12 protein-coding genes are annotated in these 17883 nt (G+C 42.3%); 4 read left to right on the forward strand and 8 right to left on the reverse strand.

Translation table 11 applies throughout. The features are described from left to right. Nucleotides 1-15 precede the first annotated feature (15 nt). The gene (polA, locus tag CGC64_RS03905; RefSeq protein WP_005676879.1) at nucleotides 16-2865 is read right to left on the reverse strand and encodes a DNA polymerase I; all 2850 of its coding nucleotides are present in this window, start codon (nucleotides 2863-2865) and stop codon (nucleotides 16-18) included. Nucleotides 2866-2952: 87 nt separating this feature from the next. Here polA and CGC64_RS03910 point away from each other — a divergent pair, with 87 nt between their 5' ends. Further along, nucleotides 2953-3927 (forward strand): polyprenyl synthetase family protein, encoded by a 975-nt coding sequence (locus tag CGC64_RS03910; protein ID WP_005676880.1) that lies wholly within the window; start codon nucleotides 2953-2955, stop codon nucleotides 3925-3927. A 3-nt stretch (nucleotides 3928-3930) separates the two neighbouring features. Here CGC64_RS03910 and CGC64_RS03915 read toward each other — a convergent pair whose 3' ends face one another. From CGC64_RS03915 to mnmG, 7 genes are all read right to left on the reverse strand, one after another. Next, entirely contained in the window at nucleotides 3931-4608 is a 678-nt protein-coding gene (locus CGC64_RS03915; RefSeq protein ID WP_005676882.1) for a DUF1266 domain-containing protein, read from the reverse strand. A 404-nt stretch (nucleotides 4609-5012) separates the two neighbouring features. Next, the gene (deoC, locus tag CGC64_RS03925; protein WP_005676883.1) at nucleotides 5013-5915 is read right to left on the reverse strand and encodes a deoxyribose-phosphate aldolase; all 903 of its coding nucleotides are present in this window, start codon (nucleotides 5913-5915) and stop codon (nucleotides 5013-5015) included. Next, nucleotides 5902-6240, reverse strand: coding sequence for a nucleotide pyrophosphohydrolase (locus CGC64_RS03930; RefSeq protein WP_005676884.1), 339 nt, complete (start codon nucleotides 6238-6240; stop codon nucleotides 5902-5904). Before CGC64_RS03930 ends, deoC begins: the two co-directional genes overlap by 14 nt. A gap of 26 nt (nucleotides 6241-6266) precedes the next feature. Then, nucleotides 6267-6719, reverse strand: coding sequence for a D-aminoacyl-tRNA deacylase (gene dtd, locus CGC64_RS03935; RefSeq protein WP_005676885.1), 453 nt, complete (start codon nucleotides 6717-6719; stop codon nucleotides 6267-6269). Between the two features lie 134 nt (nucleotides 6720-6853). After that, on the reverse strand, nucleotides 6854-8683 hold the full coding sequence (uvrC, locus tag CGC64_RS03940; RefSeq protein ID WP_005676886.1) for an excinuclease ABC subunit UvrC: 1830 nt from the start codon (nucleotides 8681-8683) through the stop codon (nucleotides 6854-6856). Nucleotides 8684-8757: 74 nt separating this feature from the next. Beyond that, nucleotides 8758-9288, reverse strand: coding sequence for an adenine phosphoribosyltransferase (locus CGC64_RS03945; protein WP_005676887.1), 531 nt, complete (start codon nucleotides 9286-9288; stop codon nucleotides 8758-8760). Between the two features lie 50 nt (nucleotides 9289-9338). Next, nucleotides 9339-11225, reverse strand: a complete 1887-nt coding sequence (gene mnmG / locus CGC64_RS03950; protein ID WP_005676888.1) for a tRNA uridine-5-carboxymethylaminomethyl(34) synthesis enzyme MnmG — start codon at nucleotides 11223-11225, stop codon at nucleotides 9339-9341. Between the two features lie 1242 nt (nucleotides 11226-12467). On the opposite strand from mnmG, the gene CGC64_RS03955 reads away from it, so the two are divergent. The 3 genes from CGC64_RS03955 to CGC64_RS03965 all read left to right on the forward strand — a co-directional run bounded on the left by CGC64_RS03955 (nucleotide 12468) and on the right by CGC64_RS03965 (nucleotide 17875). Beyond that, entirely contained in the window at nucleotides 12468-13034 is a 567-nt protein-coding gene (locus CGC64_RS03955; protein WP_005676890.1) for an RNA polymerase sigma-70 factor, read from the forward strand. A 248-nt stretch (nucleotides 13035-13282) separates the two neighbouring features. Beyond that, complete coding sequence (locus CGC64_RS03960; RefSeq protein ID WP_005676891.1) at nucleotides 13283-14485, forward strand: FecR domain-containing protein; 1203 nt, start codon at nucleotides 13283-13285, stop codon at nucleotides 14483-14485. 48 nt (nucleotides 14486-14533) lie between these two features. Then, nucleotides 14534-17875 carry a SusC/RagA family TonB-linked outer membrane protein gene (locus CGC64_RS03965; RefSeq protein ID WP_005676892.1) on the forward strand — a complete coding sequence of 1114 codons (3342 nt, stop codon included), beginning with the start codon at nucleotides 14534-14536 and terminating at the stop codon, nucleotides 17873-17875. Nucleotides 17876-17883 lie beyond the last annotated feature (8 nt).

Genomic DNA, 17883 nt, shown 5'->3' on the forward strand with positions numbered 1-17883 from the left:
GCGAGTTAAATAATGTTAGTGAGCTTCGAGCCAGTTCTTGCCCCACCCGCAATCAGCTTTCAGAGGTACATGCATACGGTATGCGTGTTCCATTTCTTCGATAACAATTTCTTCTACACGTTCTTTTTCTTCAACGGGAACACTGAAGTTCAATTCGTCATGTACTTGCAGGATCATTTTGGCTTGTATTCCTTCCGTTTGGAAACGTTGATAGATACGTGCCATAGCCACCTTGATAATATCTGCCGCACTTCCCTGGATAGGTGCGTTAATGGCATTCCGTTCCGCATATCCGCGTACAACGGCGTTTCGTGAGTTGATGTCCGGCAAGAAGCGTTTCCGGTGGAAAATAGTCTCCACATAGCCTTTTTCTTGTGCAACCTGGATACTTTTATCCATATAAGCCTTCACTCCCGGATAGGTTTCGAAATAGCCGTCGATAAGTTCTTTGGCTTCTTTCCGTTCTACGTTCATCCGTTCGGCGAGGCCGAATACGGATATACCATAGATAATGCCGAAATTGGCAGTTTTGGCTTTGCGACGCATATCGGAGCCTACATCTTGCAAGTCAATCTTATAAATCTTTGCGGCGGTGGCAGCGTGGATGTCATGGTTGCTGAGGAAAGCGTCGATCATGTTCTTATCCTCGCTCAGATGCGCCATGATGCGCAATTCAATCTGTGAGTAGTCCGCAGAGAAGAAAAGGCAGCCTTCATCGGGGATGAATGCTTTGCGGATTTCTTTTCCGTTCTCGTCGCGGATCGGGATATTTTGTAGGTTCGGATTGCTTGAACTAAGACGTCCCGTGGCGGTAACGGTTTGGTTGAAAGAAGTATGTACCCGTCCTGTACGCGGATTGATGAGTTGGGGGAGTGCATCGATGTATGTTCCCAATAACTTTTTCAGTCCCCGGTGTTCTAATATCTTTTCTACCACAGGATGTTTGTGGCGAAGGCTTTCGAGCACCTCTTCCGAAGTGACGTATTGCCCGGTTTTAGTCTTTTTTGCCTTCTCTACAATTCTTAATTTATCAAACAGCACCTCACCGACTTGCTTCGGTGAAGCAATATTGAACGTTTCACCTGCCAGCTCGTAAATTTCCTTTTCGATATTCTCCATTTGTGCCGTAAAGTGGGCGGAAGATTGTTTCAGCGCTTCCGTATCCAGCAGCACACCGTTGCGTTCGATATTAACCAGTACCGGAACAAGCGGCATTTCTATATCATAGAACAGCCGCTCGGCGTCATTCTCCTTTAATTCCTTTTCCAGAACGTTTTTCAGTTTCAGGGTTACGTCCGCATCTTCGCAGGCGTAACGATAAACGTCTTTCGGGGCGAGGTCGCGCATATTTTTCTGGTTCTTCCCTTTCGGACCAATCAGTTCATCAATATGGATTGTCTGATAACGTAGATAGATTTCGGCAAGATAATCCATTCCGTGACGGAGTTCAGGTTGAAGAACATAATGGGCGATCATTGTATCGAACAACGGGCCTTTTACTTGCACTCCATAATTTTGAAGAACGATCATATCATACTTGATATTCTGTCCGACCTTCAATGAGTTTTCATTTTCAAATACCGGGCGGAACTCATTGACGATTTTTAACGCTTCTTCCTGATCGGCGGGGACCGGGACATAAAAAGCTTCATTTTCGGCAATGGAAAAACTCATTCCGACCAATTCGGCGTCCATTGGTTCGGTTCCGGTAGTTTCCGTATCTAGCGAAAGAATTTTTGATGTAAGTAACTTTTGAATAATTTTTGTTCTTTTCTCTTCTGTATCAATAAGTTGGTAGTCACAATTGAGCGTTTCTAACGTCGCTAGATTTGAATTTTTAGCTTCGCCCGGCTCGTTGCCCGTAAAATTCGCAAATAAATCGCCTTGCACGGCTCCGCCTTCCTCGGGAAAAAGTGGGAGAGGGGCGAGGTTACTTTTTTCTGCTGCCGTTTTGTTTCCGGTTGGAGTTGTTATTCCGTTTCCGGCATTCTCTTTTTTCAGAACGCGATCGATCAGTGTCCGGAATTCCAGTTCCTCGAAAATCTGTCGGAGCGAATCTTCGTCTGCCTGCTCACGAACGAGCGAATCCATATCGAGTTGGATAGGCACGTCGATTTTGATAGTCGCGAGGAATTTTGAGAAAGTAATCATTTCCCGATTCGTTTCCACTTTTGTTTTCAGTGCTCCCTTGAGTTGGTCGGTATGTTCCAGAAGATTCTCAATGCTTCCGAATTCGGCTATCAGTTTTTGAGCTGTCTTTTCTCCTACTCCGGGGCAGCCGGGGATATTGTCCGAAGAATCTCCCATTAGGCCGAGCATATCGATGACTTGTGCCGGTGACTGAATATCGAATTTGGCTTTCACCTCATCGACACCCATTACTTCAAAACCTCCCGTATGTTTGGGGCGGTACATGAATACCTTGTCGCTTACTAATTGTCCGTAATCTTTGTCCGGGGTCATCATATAAGTAATAATCCCTTGGCGTCCGGCTTCGGTAGCGAGTGTTCCTATCACGTCGTCAGCCTCGTAGCCTGCCACTTCCAGAATAGGGATACGGTAGGCACGGATGATTTCTTTTATAATAGGTACGGAAAGACGGATTGCTTCCGGAGTTTCTTCACGCTGTGCTTTATATTGTTCGAAAGCCTCGTGGCGGAAGGTAGGGCCGGCCGGGTCGAAAGCCACTCCTATATGAGTGGGATTCTCCTTCTTCAATACTTCTTCGAGGGTATTGACAAACCCTAGAATAGCTGAAGTGTTGAATCCTTTTGAGTTGATTCGGGGATTCTTAATAAAGGCATAATAAGCCCGGTATATCAGTGCATAAGCGTCTAAAAGAAATAATTTATTGTCTGACTCCATAGATTTTATTAATTTTTCATGGTAAAAGTACAAAAAAATACCGTATTAAGCGTTTTATTATTACTTTTGTGCTCAAATTGTGCATGAATGGACAGCATCTCTATTATCAGAACACCGATTGAAAGCGAACTTGAGGCTTTCAAAGAACTTTATGATAGTTCTCTTTCCAGTTCGAATACACTGCTTGATAGCGTAGTAGCTCATATACGCCAGCGCAGTGGAAAGATGATGCGTCCTATTCTCGTCTTGTTGGTAGCACGCCTTTATGGCGTCGTGTCTCCTGCCACTCTTCATGCGGCGGTATCTCTGGAACTTCTTCATAATGCCAGTTTGGTGCATGACGACGTAGTGGACGAAAGTACCGAACGCCGTGGGCAACTCTCGGTGAATGCTATCTTTAATAATAAGGTAGCCGTACTGACGGGGGATTATCTTCTGGCAACAAGCCTGGTGCATGCCGAGCTGACGAACAGTCATCAGATTATCCGGCTGGTATCTTCATTGGGGCAGGATCTTGCCGACGGCGAGTTGCTCCAGCTCTCAAATGTAAGTAATCATAGCTTTTCGGAGACAGTTTATTTCGATGTGATTCGTAAGAAAACTGCGGCCCTATTCGCTGCCTGTACGGCGGCGGCGGCTTACTCGGTAGGAGTGAGTGAGGAAGAAGTGAAATTAGCCCGCTTGTTGGGTGAATATATCGGTATCTGTTTTCAGATTAAGGATGATATTTTCGACTATTTCGACAGCAAGGAAATCGGTAAGCCGACAGGGAACGATATGCTTGAAGGCAAACTGACACTCCCTGTCTTGTATGCACTTAATAGAGCGAATGACAATCAGGCTACTGAAATTGCTCTCAAAGTGAAAGAGGGTACGGCTACTCTCGATGAAATAGCTCGTCTGATCGCATTTACCAAGGAAAACGGTGGTATTGAATATGCTGTCCGGACGATGAACGCATATAAGCAAAAAGCCTTTGGGCTGTTGGCCTCTCTGCCGGATTCTGCTATCTGCGTGGCTCTCCGGTCTTATCTGGATTACGTTGTAGATCGCGAAAAATAGCGGTTATCGATGTTTGTTCAAAAGTAAATAGCACGATAATAAACGGTCCCAATCTTCTATTTTCTCTGATTGCATTGCTCGCCCGAGGAGGAAACTCTTGTCTATTTCTTCCGGCGAACGGAGTATTTCGGAGCATAGTATTCCTGCCTGCTCAATATGTTCCCATGCTTGTCCTTTGGTGATATATCCGATTTCATAAGCCGCACGTGCCAGGTTGACCAACATCCCCATATCCCATGCGTCAATTCCTCTTTCCAAGTCATTTATCCATATAATCGGGTCTCTTCTTTCCTCTGTATATTTTACGAATCTGTATAAATTGTTTCCCTGCCGGACGAAACGTTCCACTCCGAAAAAGCGTTTATGTATGATTGTTTCAAATTCGTTGATATTGTCTGACGAGAGCAGGTAGGGGAGCATGATCTGATAGGGAACCCTGTCTCCTTCATTAGTCAGGAATTGTAATAGTCCGTTGGTTGATTCGGTGTCAACGCAGTGAAATTCTTCAGACAGCAGTCGGGTTAACTTTTGCGGGTGAACTCCTGTTTCTATTGAGTTGAGATAAAAACCTTTTAACGCAGCTTCCATATAGCCAATGCGCAACCCTAGCTTTCTTTTCGTCCCGAGGACTAGATTTAGCGGATTGCGGTTTATTCTTAAGGCTTGAATGTGTGCTTCCATTTTTATACTCTTATGATTAAAGTTCACTGAAAAAGCGTGGGGACTGTTGCTATATATTTTCCTGAGGCTTCGGCAAGCCGTTATGAATTATACACAAGCAACAGTCCCACGCTCCGTTCGCTATATAACAACAGTATATACATGAAAGTGCGTGAGACCCGTTTGCTTATTACCATTCATAACTTTGAATTTTGCCGAATTCCAGGAATTTGGTAATAAATGAAACGTTCTCTGGTTCAATTATTTAGCTAGATATCCACAGCCAAATCTGAGACAAAGATAATGATTTTTGCGGATTGCTTGATAACTATCTTTAGTTTTTCTTAAATAAAAAATACCGCATCGGTTCTCGTTTTGCGGAGAGCCGTGCGGTAAGGCATATTTGATTGCTTATGTAGCCTTTCCTAGAAGAATTTTATTTCTTCTCCCTTGATATCAGAGAGTAGGAGATTTGCCAGGCGGCTTGTTCCCAAGCGGAATAACCGGTTGTCCAGCCATTCTTCACCCAATACTTCTTTCACAATAGTGTAATAAATAATTGCGTCATTGACTGTATTGATTCCTCCTGCCGGTTTGAAGCCAATCTTGTTTCCTGTCTTCTGATAGTATTCCTTGATAGCTTCACACATCACATAAGCAGCTTCCGGAGTAGCTGCAGGCTGCTGTTTTCCGGTCGATGTTTTGATGAAATCCGCACCTGAATACATGGATAGGATAGAGGCTTTTTTGATGTTGGAAGCGCTCTTTAGTGCACCCGTTTCGAGGATTACCTTGAGGTGGCGTTCCTTACAGACTTCCTTCAACTCCTGTATTTCCTCACACATTGCTTCGTAGTCGCCACTCAGGAACCTGCCTATGGAGATTACAATATCTATTTCGTCTGCGCCGTCTGCAATGGCCAGTGCAGTTTCCGCTACTTTTACTTCGGTAAATGTTTGAGAAGAAGGGAATCCTCCTGATACACAGGCGATATTCACTCCGTCTACCTCCAGCGTATTCTTGACGATAGCTGCAAAGTTGGGATACACGCAGATCGCAGCTACATTTTTCAAGTCAGGAAATTCATCATCGAACTGGTTTACTTTTTCAGTAAATCGCATAACGCTTTCATCGCTATCCGTACTGTTCAGTGTAGTCAGGTCAATGCACGTGAACAGGAATTTCTTGACTTCTTCCGTGTTGTTCTCCGGCACTTTCTTTTCAATCAGGTCAGCTACGCGAGCCTGAATATCTGCATCGCTCAGATGTGTATTATACTTCGCCAGAGCGGCATCGTACTTGTTGGACAGTGAATTATTCTCCTCCATGATCGTTCAGTTTTGGGTTATTGATATGTCTTTTGCTATCTCGTTTCGTTTTCTTTTCCATACTCTTTTGAAGGGCGGCAGTGACGTCTACGCCTGTCTGGTTGGCGATGCATAGGAGCACCCACAGAACGTCTGCTATTTCTTCTTCGATATTGTCTTTCTCACCTTCCTTGAAGGATTGGTCACCGTATTTGCGGGCCATGACGCGGGCCAGTTCCCCGACTTCTTCCGTCAGTACTGCCATATTGGTCAATTCGCTGAAATAGCGGACGCCGTATGTCTTTACCCATTGGTCTACCTGTTTTTGAGCTTCTTCCAGGGTCATAGTTCTTTTATTATAAGTTGTTTACGTTATTCTTTGTTTTTCGTATCCATGCATATAGTAACAGGTCCGTCGTTCAAAAGTTCAACTTTCATGTCTGCACCGAAGGTACCCGTACCGATTTCTTTGCCCAATGCGGCAGTCAAATCTTTGCAGAACTTCTCATAGAGTGGGACCGATATTTCCGGCTTTGCAGCTTTGATATAAGAAGGACGGTTCCCTTTTTTGGTGGAAGCATGTAAAGTGAACTGGCTGATAACCAGAATTTCTCCTCCGTCTTCCAGTATGGATTTGTTCATTACGCCATTCTCATCGTCGAAAATGCGCAGATTTACTATCTTCTTGCAGAGCCAGTCAATGTCTTCCTGCCCATCGGCTTCCTCAATGCCGACTAATATCAGCATTCCTTTTCCGATAGCTGATTTGCAGTGTCCCTCAATGGTCACTGATGCATGGCTTACCCGTTGTATAACTATTCGCATTGCTATTTATTCTATTTCGTGATTATGAAAGGCAAATTTACGAATTTCGAAAGAGAAAACGATGTATTGGGAGGAAAATATTATCGAAGAAGAACGTGTTACTGCCTCTTGAAACCTTCTACTTTTAGCCTCTGTTATTCATTATTCAATCCTTCCTTCACCGTCTTGGCCTTCGCTTCCCCAATAATAGCGCTGATGTCCTCTAGCGACGCCTCTTTTATCCGCTTTACACTCTTAAATTCTTTCAAAAGAGCTGTTTTAGTCTTTTCCCCGATGCCTTTGATGCTATCCAATGCAGATGCAACCTGTCTTTTGCTACGTTTGTCGCGATGAAAACTAATCGCAAAGCGGTGTACTTCATCCTGTATTTGTGTCAGCAACCGGAACAGGGGAGTGTGTTGTTTGATCCCGATAGTTTGCGGAGGAAACCCGAATAGCAATTCAGACGTGCGGTGGCGATTGTCTTTAGCCAATCCGGCAATAGGGATATTCAACCCTAGTTCGTCCTCAATGACCTCTCTGACGACCTCCATTTGCCCTTTCCCACCGTCGGTAATGATCAGGTCGGGCAACGGCGAACTTTCTTCTATTGCGCGCTGATAACGCCTTTTTACGACTTCTTTCATCGAAGCATAATCATCAGGCCCCACTACTGTCTTTATATTGTATTTCCGGTAATCTTTCTTCGAAGGTTTGGCCTTTTTGAATACCACGCAAGCTGCCACTGCGTCCGATCCCTGTATGTTCGAGTTATCAAAACATTCAATCTGCAAGGGCGGTCTCTCCAAATGCAGTTCTTGCTGTATTTCTTTCATCAGGCGCATACTTCTCTGTTCAGGATTCAGTTTCTCCGCCTGTTTCATGCGGTCGGCCTTGTATTGCTTCACGTTCAGGATAGAAAGATCCAGCAATTTCTTCTTATCACCCCGTTGGGGAACGGTGAAAACGACATTATTTAATTCCAGGTCAAGTTCGAAGGGGACGATAATCTCCCGTGACCGGCTTTTATAACGTTCTCTCATTTCGATAATGCCGAGCGTCAGCAATTCCTCCTTGGATTCATTCAACTTCTTTTTATATTCGAAAGTAAATGCCTGGTTGATTGCTCCGTTTGTGATATGCAGATAATTGATAAATGCGGAATTGCTGTCATCCTCCTCGATCGAAAAGACATCTATATTATGTAGTACGGCGCTTACCACTTCTGATTTGGAACGGTAGTTCTCTATCAAAAGATATTTCTCTTTAATCTTCTGTGCTTCCTCAAACTTCATTTCACCGGCCAAAGTCTGCATCTTCTCCAGTAGCATACGACTAATTTCCTGCGTATTCCCTTTTAGAATCTCTTTGATTTCATCGATGTTTTTTAGATATTCTTCTTGTGACTGAAGCCCGATGCAGGGTCCTGCACAGTTCTTTATATGATATTCGAGGCATACATTGAACTTCCCGGCCCGTATGTTCTCCGGAGTGAGGTTTAAAGAACAGGTACGTAACGGATATAAATGCTTTATCAAGTCCAGCACTGCATACATCGAGGGGATATGGCTGTACGGACCATAATAAGATGAGCCGTTTCTGATAATCTTCCGGGTTCTGAATATCCTGGGAAAATATTCGTTCTGTACACAGATCGAAGGGTAAGTCTTGTCATCCTTTAATAAGACGTTATAACGCGGCTTATATTTCTTGATCAGATTATTTTCCAATAGCAGTGCATCTTCCTCTGTGTTCACCACGATATACCGTATATCAGCTATCTTGCTTACCAATACCCGTGTCTTTCCCGGCTCGTGTTCTTTGCTGAAATAAGAGTATACCCTTTTCTTCAGGTTTTTAGCCTTTCCAACGTATATAATCGTTCCTTCCGCATTCAGGTACTGGTAGATTCCCGGCTTTTCAGGAAGGTTTGCCACGATTCCTTTCAAGTATTTATTGGTTTTGTTTTCCGCTTCTGTATTCATAATCTTTAGGGATGAAATAGCTAAAATGAAAAAGGGCGTAGTATCACTACGCCCTGCAAATATAAACAAATCCTTTATAAAGTCAATACGGATTCTACTTCTACATCATCTCCGAATACTGATTTTCCGTTGAGGTCTTTCAGTTCGATGATAAAGTTGATATATACTTTCTTCGGTTTCAATTTCTTCACCAGTTCGCAGGCTGCTTTCATTGTTCCGCCCGTTGCCAGTAAGTCGTCATGCAGCAGTACTACATCGTTTTCATCCAATGCATCTTTGTGAATCTGCACTGTGTCTTTTCCGTATTCTTTGTCATAGCTTTCTTCAATAGTTTCTGCGGGAAGTTTTCCGGGTTTACGGATAGGGATGAAGCCAGCATTGAGTCGGGTAGCCAGAATCGGTCCCATGATGAATCCTCTTGATTCTATACCTACAACTTTGGTGATACCTTTATCCTTATACATCTCGTACATAACGTCCGATAATTCTTGCAAGCACCACGGATCTTTGAACAATGTGGTTACATCGTAAAACAGGATTCCCGGAATCGGAAAGTCGGGAATTTCCCGGATACTTTTAATTAGCGTTTCTTTGCTCATAATCATTGATTTATCTCGTTTCTTTAAATGCTTTGTTTCACGTGAAACGTTGCCGCTTACCGGCCCGAAAGTACCAGCAACACGTTGATGTCGCTTGGCGATACTCCCGGAATCCGGCTCGCTTGGGCAATGGTCTCCGGATCTATTTTAGTCAGCTTTTGGCGAGCTTCGGTGGATAGGGACTGGATAGAAGAATAGTCAAACTTACCTTTTATCTTTATACTTTCCAGGCGTGCCAGCTTTTCTGCTATCATTCGCTCTCTGTCAATATAACCTTGATATTTGATTAAGATTTCGGCAGCTTCCAAAATTTCTTCTTTACGGTCTTGGTTGGCACTTGTTACTTTTTCCAGTTCCCGTTGAAATGCCGGAATGTGTTCGGCTATGTTCTCTATCGTCACCTGCGGACGGTTCAATATTTCAATTAATTTGCAACCTTGACGTAGGGGAGTTGTTCCTATCTTTTCGAGCGCATCATTAATTAGTGCCGGTTTCATCGAATAATTTCGTGCGAAAGAAATAATCTGTTCCACAGCTTCCTTTTTGCTTTTCATCAACCGATAACGGTCTTCCTTGGCTAATCCGAGTTTGTATGCCCGTTCGGTAAGTCTCATGTCTGCATCGTCCATACGGAGCAGAATCCTGTATTCTGCGCGTGAAGTAAACATCCGGTAAGGTTCGTCAACTCCCTTGGTAACTAAATCGTCGATTAATACGCCGATATATGCTTCATCGCGTGCCAACGTAAATTCTTCTCCACCATGGCAATTAATGTGTGCATTGATTCCGGCTATTGCTCCTTGTCCTCCGGCCTCTTCGTAGCCGGTGGTTCCGTTTACTTGTCCGGCAAAGAACAAGTTTTTAATAACTTTCGATTCCAGCGTATGTTTTAATTGTGTCGGATCGAAGTAGTCATATTCAATTGCATATCCCGGACGATAAATAACCAAGTCTTTGAAAGCGGGAATCTTTTTCAAGGCAGCAATCTGTATATCCATTGGAAGCGAAGAGGAGAATCCATTGAGGTATAATTCCTGTGTCGTTTCTCCTTCCGGTTCGAGGAAAAGCTGATGCTGGTCTTTGTCGGGGAAAGTCACAATCTTGGTCTCTATGCTGGGGCAATAGCGTGGGCCGATACTTTGAATTTGTCCGTTGAAAAGGGGAGAGTCCGGCAATCCATCACGTAAAATCCGATGTACTTCTTCATTTGTATAGCATGTCCAGCATTGGAGTTGTTTCAAATGACGTGTACTTGTATTCATGAAAGAGAACTTGTGGAAGTCACATTCTCCGTCTTGCGTTTCCATTTGGTCGAAGTGCACGCTGCGTGCGTCGATACGTACCGGAGTTCCGGTCTTCATTCTTCCGTAAGTAATCCCATGGCGGGCGATAGATTCGGTCAGTTGATAGGAAGCCGGTTCGGCCATTCTTCCGCCTGGTAGTTGGTGGCGTCCTACGTGCATCAGTCCGTTGAGGAAAGTTCCCGCAGTCAGTACGATGCACTTTGCTTTGAAAGTAACTCCCCAGACGGTGACGAGTCCTGTCACCTCTCCGTTTTCAACGAGAAGTTCGCATACAGTATCTTGCCAAATATGAAGGTTGGGGGTGTTTTCCAGTCTCTCGCGCCATGACCAGATAAACTTGGCGCGGTCGCATTGGGCACGAGGACTCCACATGGCGGGGCCTTTTGAACGGTTTAAGATTCGGAACTGAATAGCTGTTTCATCTGTCACCAATCCCATTTGTCCACCCAGTGCATCTATCTCACGTACTATTTGTCCTTTGGCGATTCCTCCTACGGCCGGGTTGCAACTCATCTGTCCAATCTTGTTCATGTCCATTGTGATGAGACAAGTCTTGGAACCTAAATTTGCTGCTGCGGCTGCTGCTTCACAGCCTGCATGTCCGGCACCGATTACGATAACGTCGTACTTAAAATCCATTCCTATCTTATTTATTATCAAACGCTGCAAAGTTACGGAAAAGTTGCGAGACTTGTATCTTTCAGTTGTTTTTGCTTCCGAAAATTCGGGGGAGTGTCCGGAATGGTTCGAAAAATCGCCGTAATTTTGGAGTTTAAATATACAGAATGTCTACAATCTTATCTCTTATTTATTGCTTTGTACTTGCTTTTTGGAACGGAATGCTGGAATTTTGCATATTTAATCTTTTATTTGCTGTCTTTTTGTAAGTAGAAAAATGGGCGGTTCCTCTGATGAAATAGAAGTGAAAAGAGAAGATCTGTCCGTGATTCCATGCATTTGAATAATGAATGTCCTTATTACACCTAATCGTTCCTTGTTTTCTTGATATAAATCAAAAAAATAGGGGAAAATATGTTTTTTAGCATACTAACTATTGTTGTTTTCTAAAACAGCTATACCTTTGCAGCGTAGTTGTGAAACTACTAAGATTTTAGGTATTAGAACAAGGTAATATTAAAGGATATTAGTTTATAAAATTAAGGTATTGGATTTTAAGATTAGTTTTTAGGAAAAAGGTTGTTTTGACTAGGTATTAGTAAAAAGTAGTTTTCAGGAAACGAGTAAATGAATGATGAAAAAGAAGAATCCCATTTATGGGGATTCTTTAATGGTGGAGCGGAATAATTCGCTCTTTTTTTGTACCCCTATATCGCTGTATGCTATAAGCATGGAGTTGTTCCTATTGGAGCATTTAAGTTTCTGCAAGGGAAACAGTAGTTTCTCCGGCTTGAAACTTTAGTTCCAACGGTGCGAAACTAGAGTTTCTAAGCCTTGAAACTTTGGTTTCCATTACTTGAAACTATTTGTTTCTCGGCGTGAAACACCTGCTGCCAAGGTATAATCTGTTGGCCCTGTCTAAGGGATATATTTTTTAGTAGGTGGATACCGGCTGGTTTTATATACTAATTTGTTTGAAAATGGTTGGTGATAGGTGATAGGTTGGGTGATAGGTTAGGAAACAACCTATCACCGTCGGAAAGTACGATGAATAAACGGTTTGCTTGATGTCGGTGATAGGTGATAGATGATATTGTGTTTTTTATATAGAGAAAGAACGTTTTTATTTTCTATTTTGTAGGCTACTTAAAGTCTGTGTTTTTGAAAAAAACAATATATTTGCATTCGTAAATATCGATATAGTAAGTGGTTATAGCGATTTCTACGAATTCTGTATTCTTTTTTGATGAGTAGAGTGACAATATGAGTGATAGAATTGACACCATAGTAGCAGGAGTTAACCGGAAGGATGAAAAGACGTGGGGCGATTTCTACGATCGTTTTTATGCTGCTCTATGTGTTTATGTTTCCAAGATATTGCCAATTCCCGATGCAGTTGAAGATTTGGTACAGGAAGTCTTTATTTCCGTATGGGAGGGTAAGCGTACCTTCTCTGATATTAAAGAGCTTACCAATTATCTTTATCGTGCCTGTTATAATAATACCTTATTATATATACGCAATAATCAGATTCATGATAGTATTCTAAGTTCCCTTGCTGAAGAATGTCGGCAAGACGAGGATATGATTTATGCATTGACAGTGAAAGAAGAGATCATCCGTCAGTTGTATTTCCATATTGAAGAACTTCCGCCTGAGCAACGCCGGATCATTCTGTTGAGAATCGAAGGGTATACTTGGGAAGAAATAGCGGAACGTCTGGAAATAAGTATCAATACCGTTAAAACTCAAAAGAGCCGTAGCTATAAATTTCTTCGTGAAAAGCTGGGAGACTCTATTCATTCTATAATTCTCTGTTTATTTTTCTAAAAAGAAATAAAGTCAATTTGATACTTCTTTGTCTTTTTATTGATTGATTAAGATTTGTTTTCTTTGTTAAATGTAACCGTATTTCTTCATTTTGATAGCATAATGCTATATCTTTCTCTTTAAAATCCCTCGTTGGATATTCCTTCTCCAAAAAAAGATCATCTTTTTGTCACCCTTTTCTATGAGTTATGTATAGTTATAATAAAACAAGGATGAAATTGCAATTTAATTAAAAAATAGATAATAAGATGAATAAGTTCGAAAATATATATCAAGATGCTGCTTTAATGAGAAAGTTTCTTTTGGGAGAAGCGAATGAAGCAGAACGGAAAGAGCTTGAAAAACGATTGGCGGAATGCCCGGACTTAAAGAAAGTGTATGAGCAGTTGCAGAATGGTGAAACATTGAAGGCTGCGTTTGGAGAATATAAAGATTATTCATCAAAGAAAGCTTATCAATCTTTCCTTCAGAAAATCGGACGAATGGAGAAGAAGGAACGTAAGCCTTCTATTTCCCGGGTTTGGTGGTATGCTGCTGCGGCTGTCATAGTTCTGGCTGTCGGCCTTTCATTCTATATGTCGAATTTCTATTCGGCAGTAGAGGAGAAGAGAGTTCTTATTCAGCCGGGTACACAACAGGCACAGTTAACGTTACCTGACGGTAGCATTATTGATGTGGATAAAAAAGAAGTGAATGTGGTAGTAGATGGCGTTCAAGTAAAATATAAGAAAGGAGTACTGTCTTATCAACCAACCGTTACAACACAACATGAGGAAGAAAGTACCGAAGAAAAACCGGTTAAATCCAATGAGTTGGTTATACCGCGTGGGGGTGAAAATACCGTAATCCTGGCGGATGGAACTACTGTTCATTTGAATGCCGGCTCCAAACTAACTTATCCGGTACGTTTTGCAGGTAAGCGGAGAGTTGTGGCATTGGAAGGCGAGGCCTATTTTGATGTCGTGAAAGACGAAACACGGCCATTCATCGTGCAGACTCATCTTGGAGAGGTAACTGTGCTTGGTACTGCCTTCAATATCAATGCTTATACCGATGCGTCTGTTTACACAACGTTGGTACACGGAAAAGTACAGTTCTCTTCATCAAGCATCGGAACTATTATTCTTTCGCCGGGGGAGCAGGCTGTGGTTTCTGCCAACGGTTCGGAAAAACGTATGGTAGATCTGGATGAATATGTCGGTTGGGTAGACGGGAGGTATGTCTTTAATAACCGCCCTTTAGGAGAGATAATGCAGACATTCGAACGTTGGTACGACATACAGGTTTATTATGAGACTCCCCATTTGCGTGACATTACTTATAGTGGTAGTTTGAAACGCTATGGAACAATAAATTCATTCCTGGATGCACTGGAACTGACAGGAGATCTGACTTATAAAATCAGTGGAAGGAACATATTGATATATGATAAGGTAGAAGAATTGGAATAATATAGAATAGTTAGAATATTAGGTACACAAAAGTTTAATCATTAATTTATGAGAGAAAAACGATGGCTGCTATGTTTTCTAGTGGCAATGTGCTGCACGTTTAGTGCATGGGCTTTACCGTCACAAGACAAGACGGTAACTTTGAAACTGCACAATGTCTCTATCGAGACTGTTTTGGATGCAGTGAAGAAACAAACAGGTGTGAATATGTTGTATAATTCACAAATGTTCAAAGGAGTGCCTCCGGTGTCGATTGATGCGAAAAATGAGAAATGGGAGATCGCACTTAAGTTGATTCTTAATCCTCAGGGATTTGATTATGTGGTGAAGGACGGCATTGTGGTGATTCGCAAAATGCAGGCGGAAAAACGGGAAAACCGTATTCGCGGTATGGTTGTTGATTCGAATAGAGATCCGATTCCCGGAGCCAGTATTATTGTGAAAGGTACTCGTACAGGTACTTCAACAAACATTGAAGGTGAGTTTACGCTGGATGTGAAAAATGACAAAGTGACTTTGGAGGTCTCTTTTATCGGAATGAAAAAACAAACACTTCAGGTGGATGCTACCCGTAAGAAGATGCTTGAAATAACTATGGTGGACGATGTGAAAACATTGGAGGATGTAGTCGTTACGGGATACAGTAATGTTCGTAAATCCAGCTTTACGGGTAGTTCTACGCAAATAACAGGTGATGAATTGCGCAAGGTGTCACAGACGAATGTACTTGACGCCATGCAGTCGTTTGATCCTTCTTTCCGCTTGATGACTAATACGCAGTTTGGCTCCGATCCTAATGCGTTGCCTGAAATGTATATTCGCGGACGTTCGGGGGTAGGTGTCAGAGATTTGGACAAGAATCAACTGTCTAAATCGAATCTGGAGAATAATCCGAATCTTCCTACATTTATTATGGATGGATTTGAGGTTAGCATTGAAAAGGTATATGACTTGGATCCTAGCCGTATAGAGAGTATGACTATCCTTAAAGATGCTGCCGCTACGGCTATTTACGGTTCGCGTGCCGCTAACGGTGTAGTGGTAATTACTACTGTTGCTCCAAAACCGGGCGAAGTTCGTGTTTCTTACAATTTCACCGGTACATTGGAAATGCCCGATTTGCGCGATTATAGTTTGGCAAACGCTTCGCAGAAACTGGAAATGGAACGTCTTGCCGGACTTTTTGAGAATACTGATTTTGGAACTGAAATCTATGATTACAACCGGAAATTTGCTGAGATTCAACGTGGTGTAGATACCGATTGGATGGTATTGCCTCTGCGAAATGCATTCGATCATAAACACAGTCTTTTCATAGAAGGAGGTACGCAAAATCTGCGTTGGGGTGTAGATGCATCTTATAATGGAGCGAACGGTGTGATGAAAGGTTCTGGCCGTGATCGTTACAGTGTTGGTTTTTCTTTGGATTATCGAATGAAGTCTTTGCAAGTGAAGAACACTGTATCGTTTACTCATTCCAAATCAAAAGAGTCGCCTTATGGTTCTTTTAGTGATTATACTATTTTGCAGCCGTATGATACACCTTATAATGATAATGGTACATTGAAAGAAAATTTAAAATTTTCGCAAGTTAGTGGCGGACGCGTGGCTAAAAACCCGTTATATGAAGCGACTCTTGGCAATTATACTTGGAGTGCTTATGATGAAGTATCCAATAATTTGAGCTTAAATTGGTATCTGACTGATTATTGGACCGTCAGGGGGCAATTCAGCGTGAACCGCAAGTATTCTAACGGAGAACGGTTCATTGATCCGTTATCTTCAAAAACAACAGCTTCCCCTCGTGACGGTGGTCATAATTTGGGTGACCTCTATGTAGATAATGGAAACAATTTGAGTTGGAATGCAAATGCGGCTTTATATTATACACGCTCTTTCAATAAACATAATTTGAATTTGTCTGTGGCTTGGGAAGCATCTTCCGGCTCATCAGATGCGACAAGTGCTCATTATCGTGGATTCCCGAACGGACAATTTCATTCGCCGAATTATGCAGCCGAGATATATGAAAAGCCGTCGCGTACCGAAGGAACCTCACGTATGGTTAGTACGTGGGCTACCGGAAACTATACATGGAACGATATCTATTTAGCTGATTTTTCCGTTCGTTTTGACGGTTCATCTGATTTTGGTTCCAAACAGCGCTGGGCACCTTTCTTCTCAGGAGGTTTGGGAGTGAACATTCATAATTATGAATTCCTAAAAGGTAATGAGATAGTCAATAAATTGAAGGTACGCGCATCGTATGGCCGGACTGGTAAGGCTAGTTTCCCGTCTTATGCTGCTACAACCATGTATGAGGCGCTTTTTGATGAATGGTATGCAACAGGCTTTGGCGCAGTGCTAAAAGCTTTAGGAAATAACAACTTGAGTTGGGAAAAGACTGATAAGTTTAATGTAGGTATTGAAATGCAATTTCTGAATCGGCGCTTAACAGTAGATGCGGATTATTACCATGATAAGACCATTGATTTAGTGAACGATGTCAGTTTGTCTCAAACTTCAGGTTTCTCTAGTTATAAAGACAATATGGGCGAAGTGTTGAATCAGGGATTTGAGTTGCAGGTGCGTGGTGAAGTATTTCGTAATCGTGACTGGTTGGTAGCTCTGTGGGGAAATATGGCACACAATAAAAATAAGATTGTGAAAATATCAGATTCACAACGTGCCTATAATCTACGTGTAGAACAATTTTATCAGAATTCTGCGAATGAAGAGTATGGTCGCTATAATGCTCAATATGCAGTACCTATATCTCAATATGAGGAAGGACAGTCACTTACTTCCATTTGGGCTGTGAAGTCTTTGGGTATTGATCCCACTACGGGTAAGGAAATATTCCTGAATCGTGATGGTAGCGTGTCCGATACTTGGAATGCCACTCAGGAAGTGGTTGTTGGTAATACAGAACCTAAATTCAACGGTTCTGTTGGGTTTAATCTTGCCTATAAAGCATGGAGCTTGTTTGCGGCTTTCCAATACGAATGGGGCGGACAGGAGTATAATCAGACTTTGGTGGATCGGGTAGAAAACGCCAGAATACAATATCAAAATGTAGACTTGCGTGTGTTGACCGACAGATGGAAACAACCGGGAGATATTGCTCAGTTTAAAGATATTAAAAACGCTGATAATGTCACCATGCCGACTTCACGCTTCGTTCAGGACAAGGCTTATCTGCGCTTGAGTGCATTGACTTTGAGCTATGATTTTAATCGGGAGTGGATAAAGAAACATTTGGGGATGAATATGCTTCGATTGGAAGCAAGTACACGCGATTTTATTAACTGGAATTCTATCCGTCAAGAGCGAGGCTTAAGCTATCCGAAGTCATGGACGGTCGATTTCTCTATTAAAGCACAATTCTAAGTATACCA

Source organism: Bacteroides caccae (assembly GCF_002222615.2).
Classification (GTDB): domain Bacteria; phylum Bacteroidota; class Bacteroidia; order Bacteroidales; family Bacteroidaceae; genus Bacteroides; species Bacteroides caccae.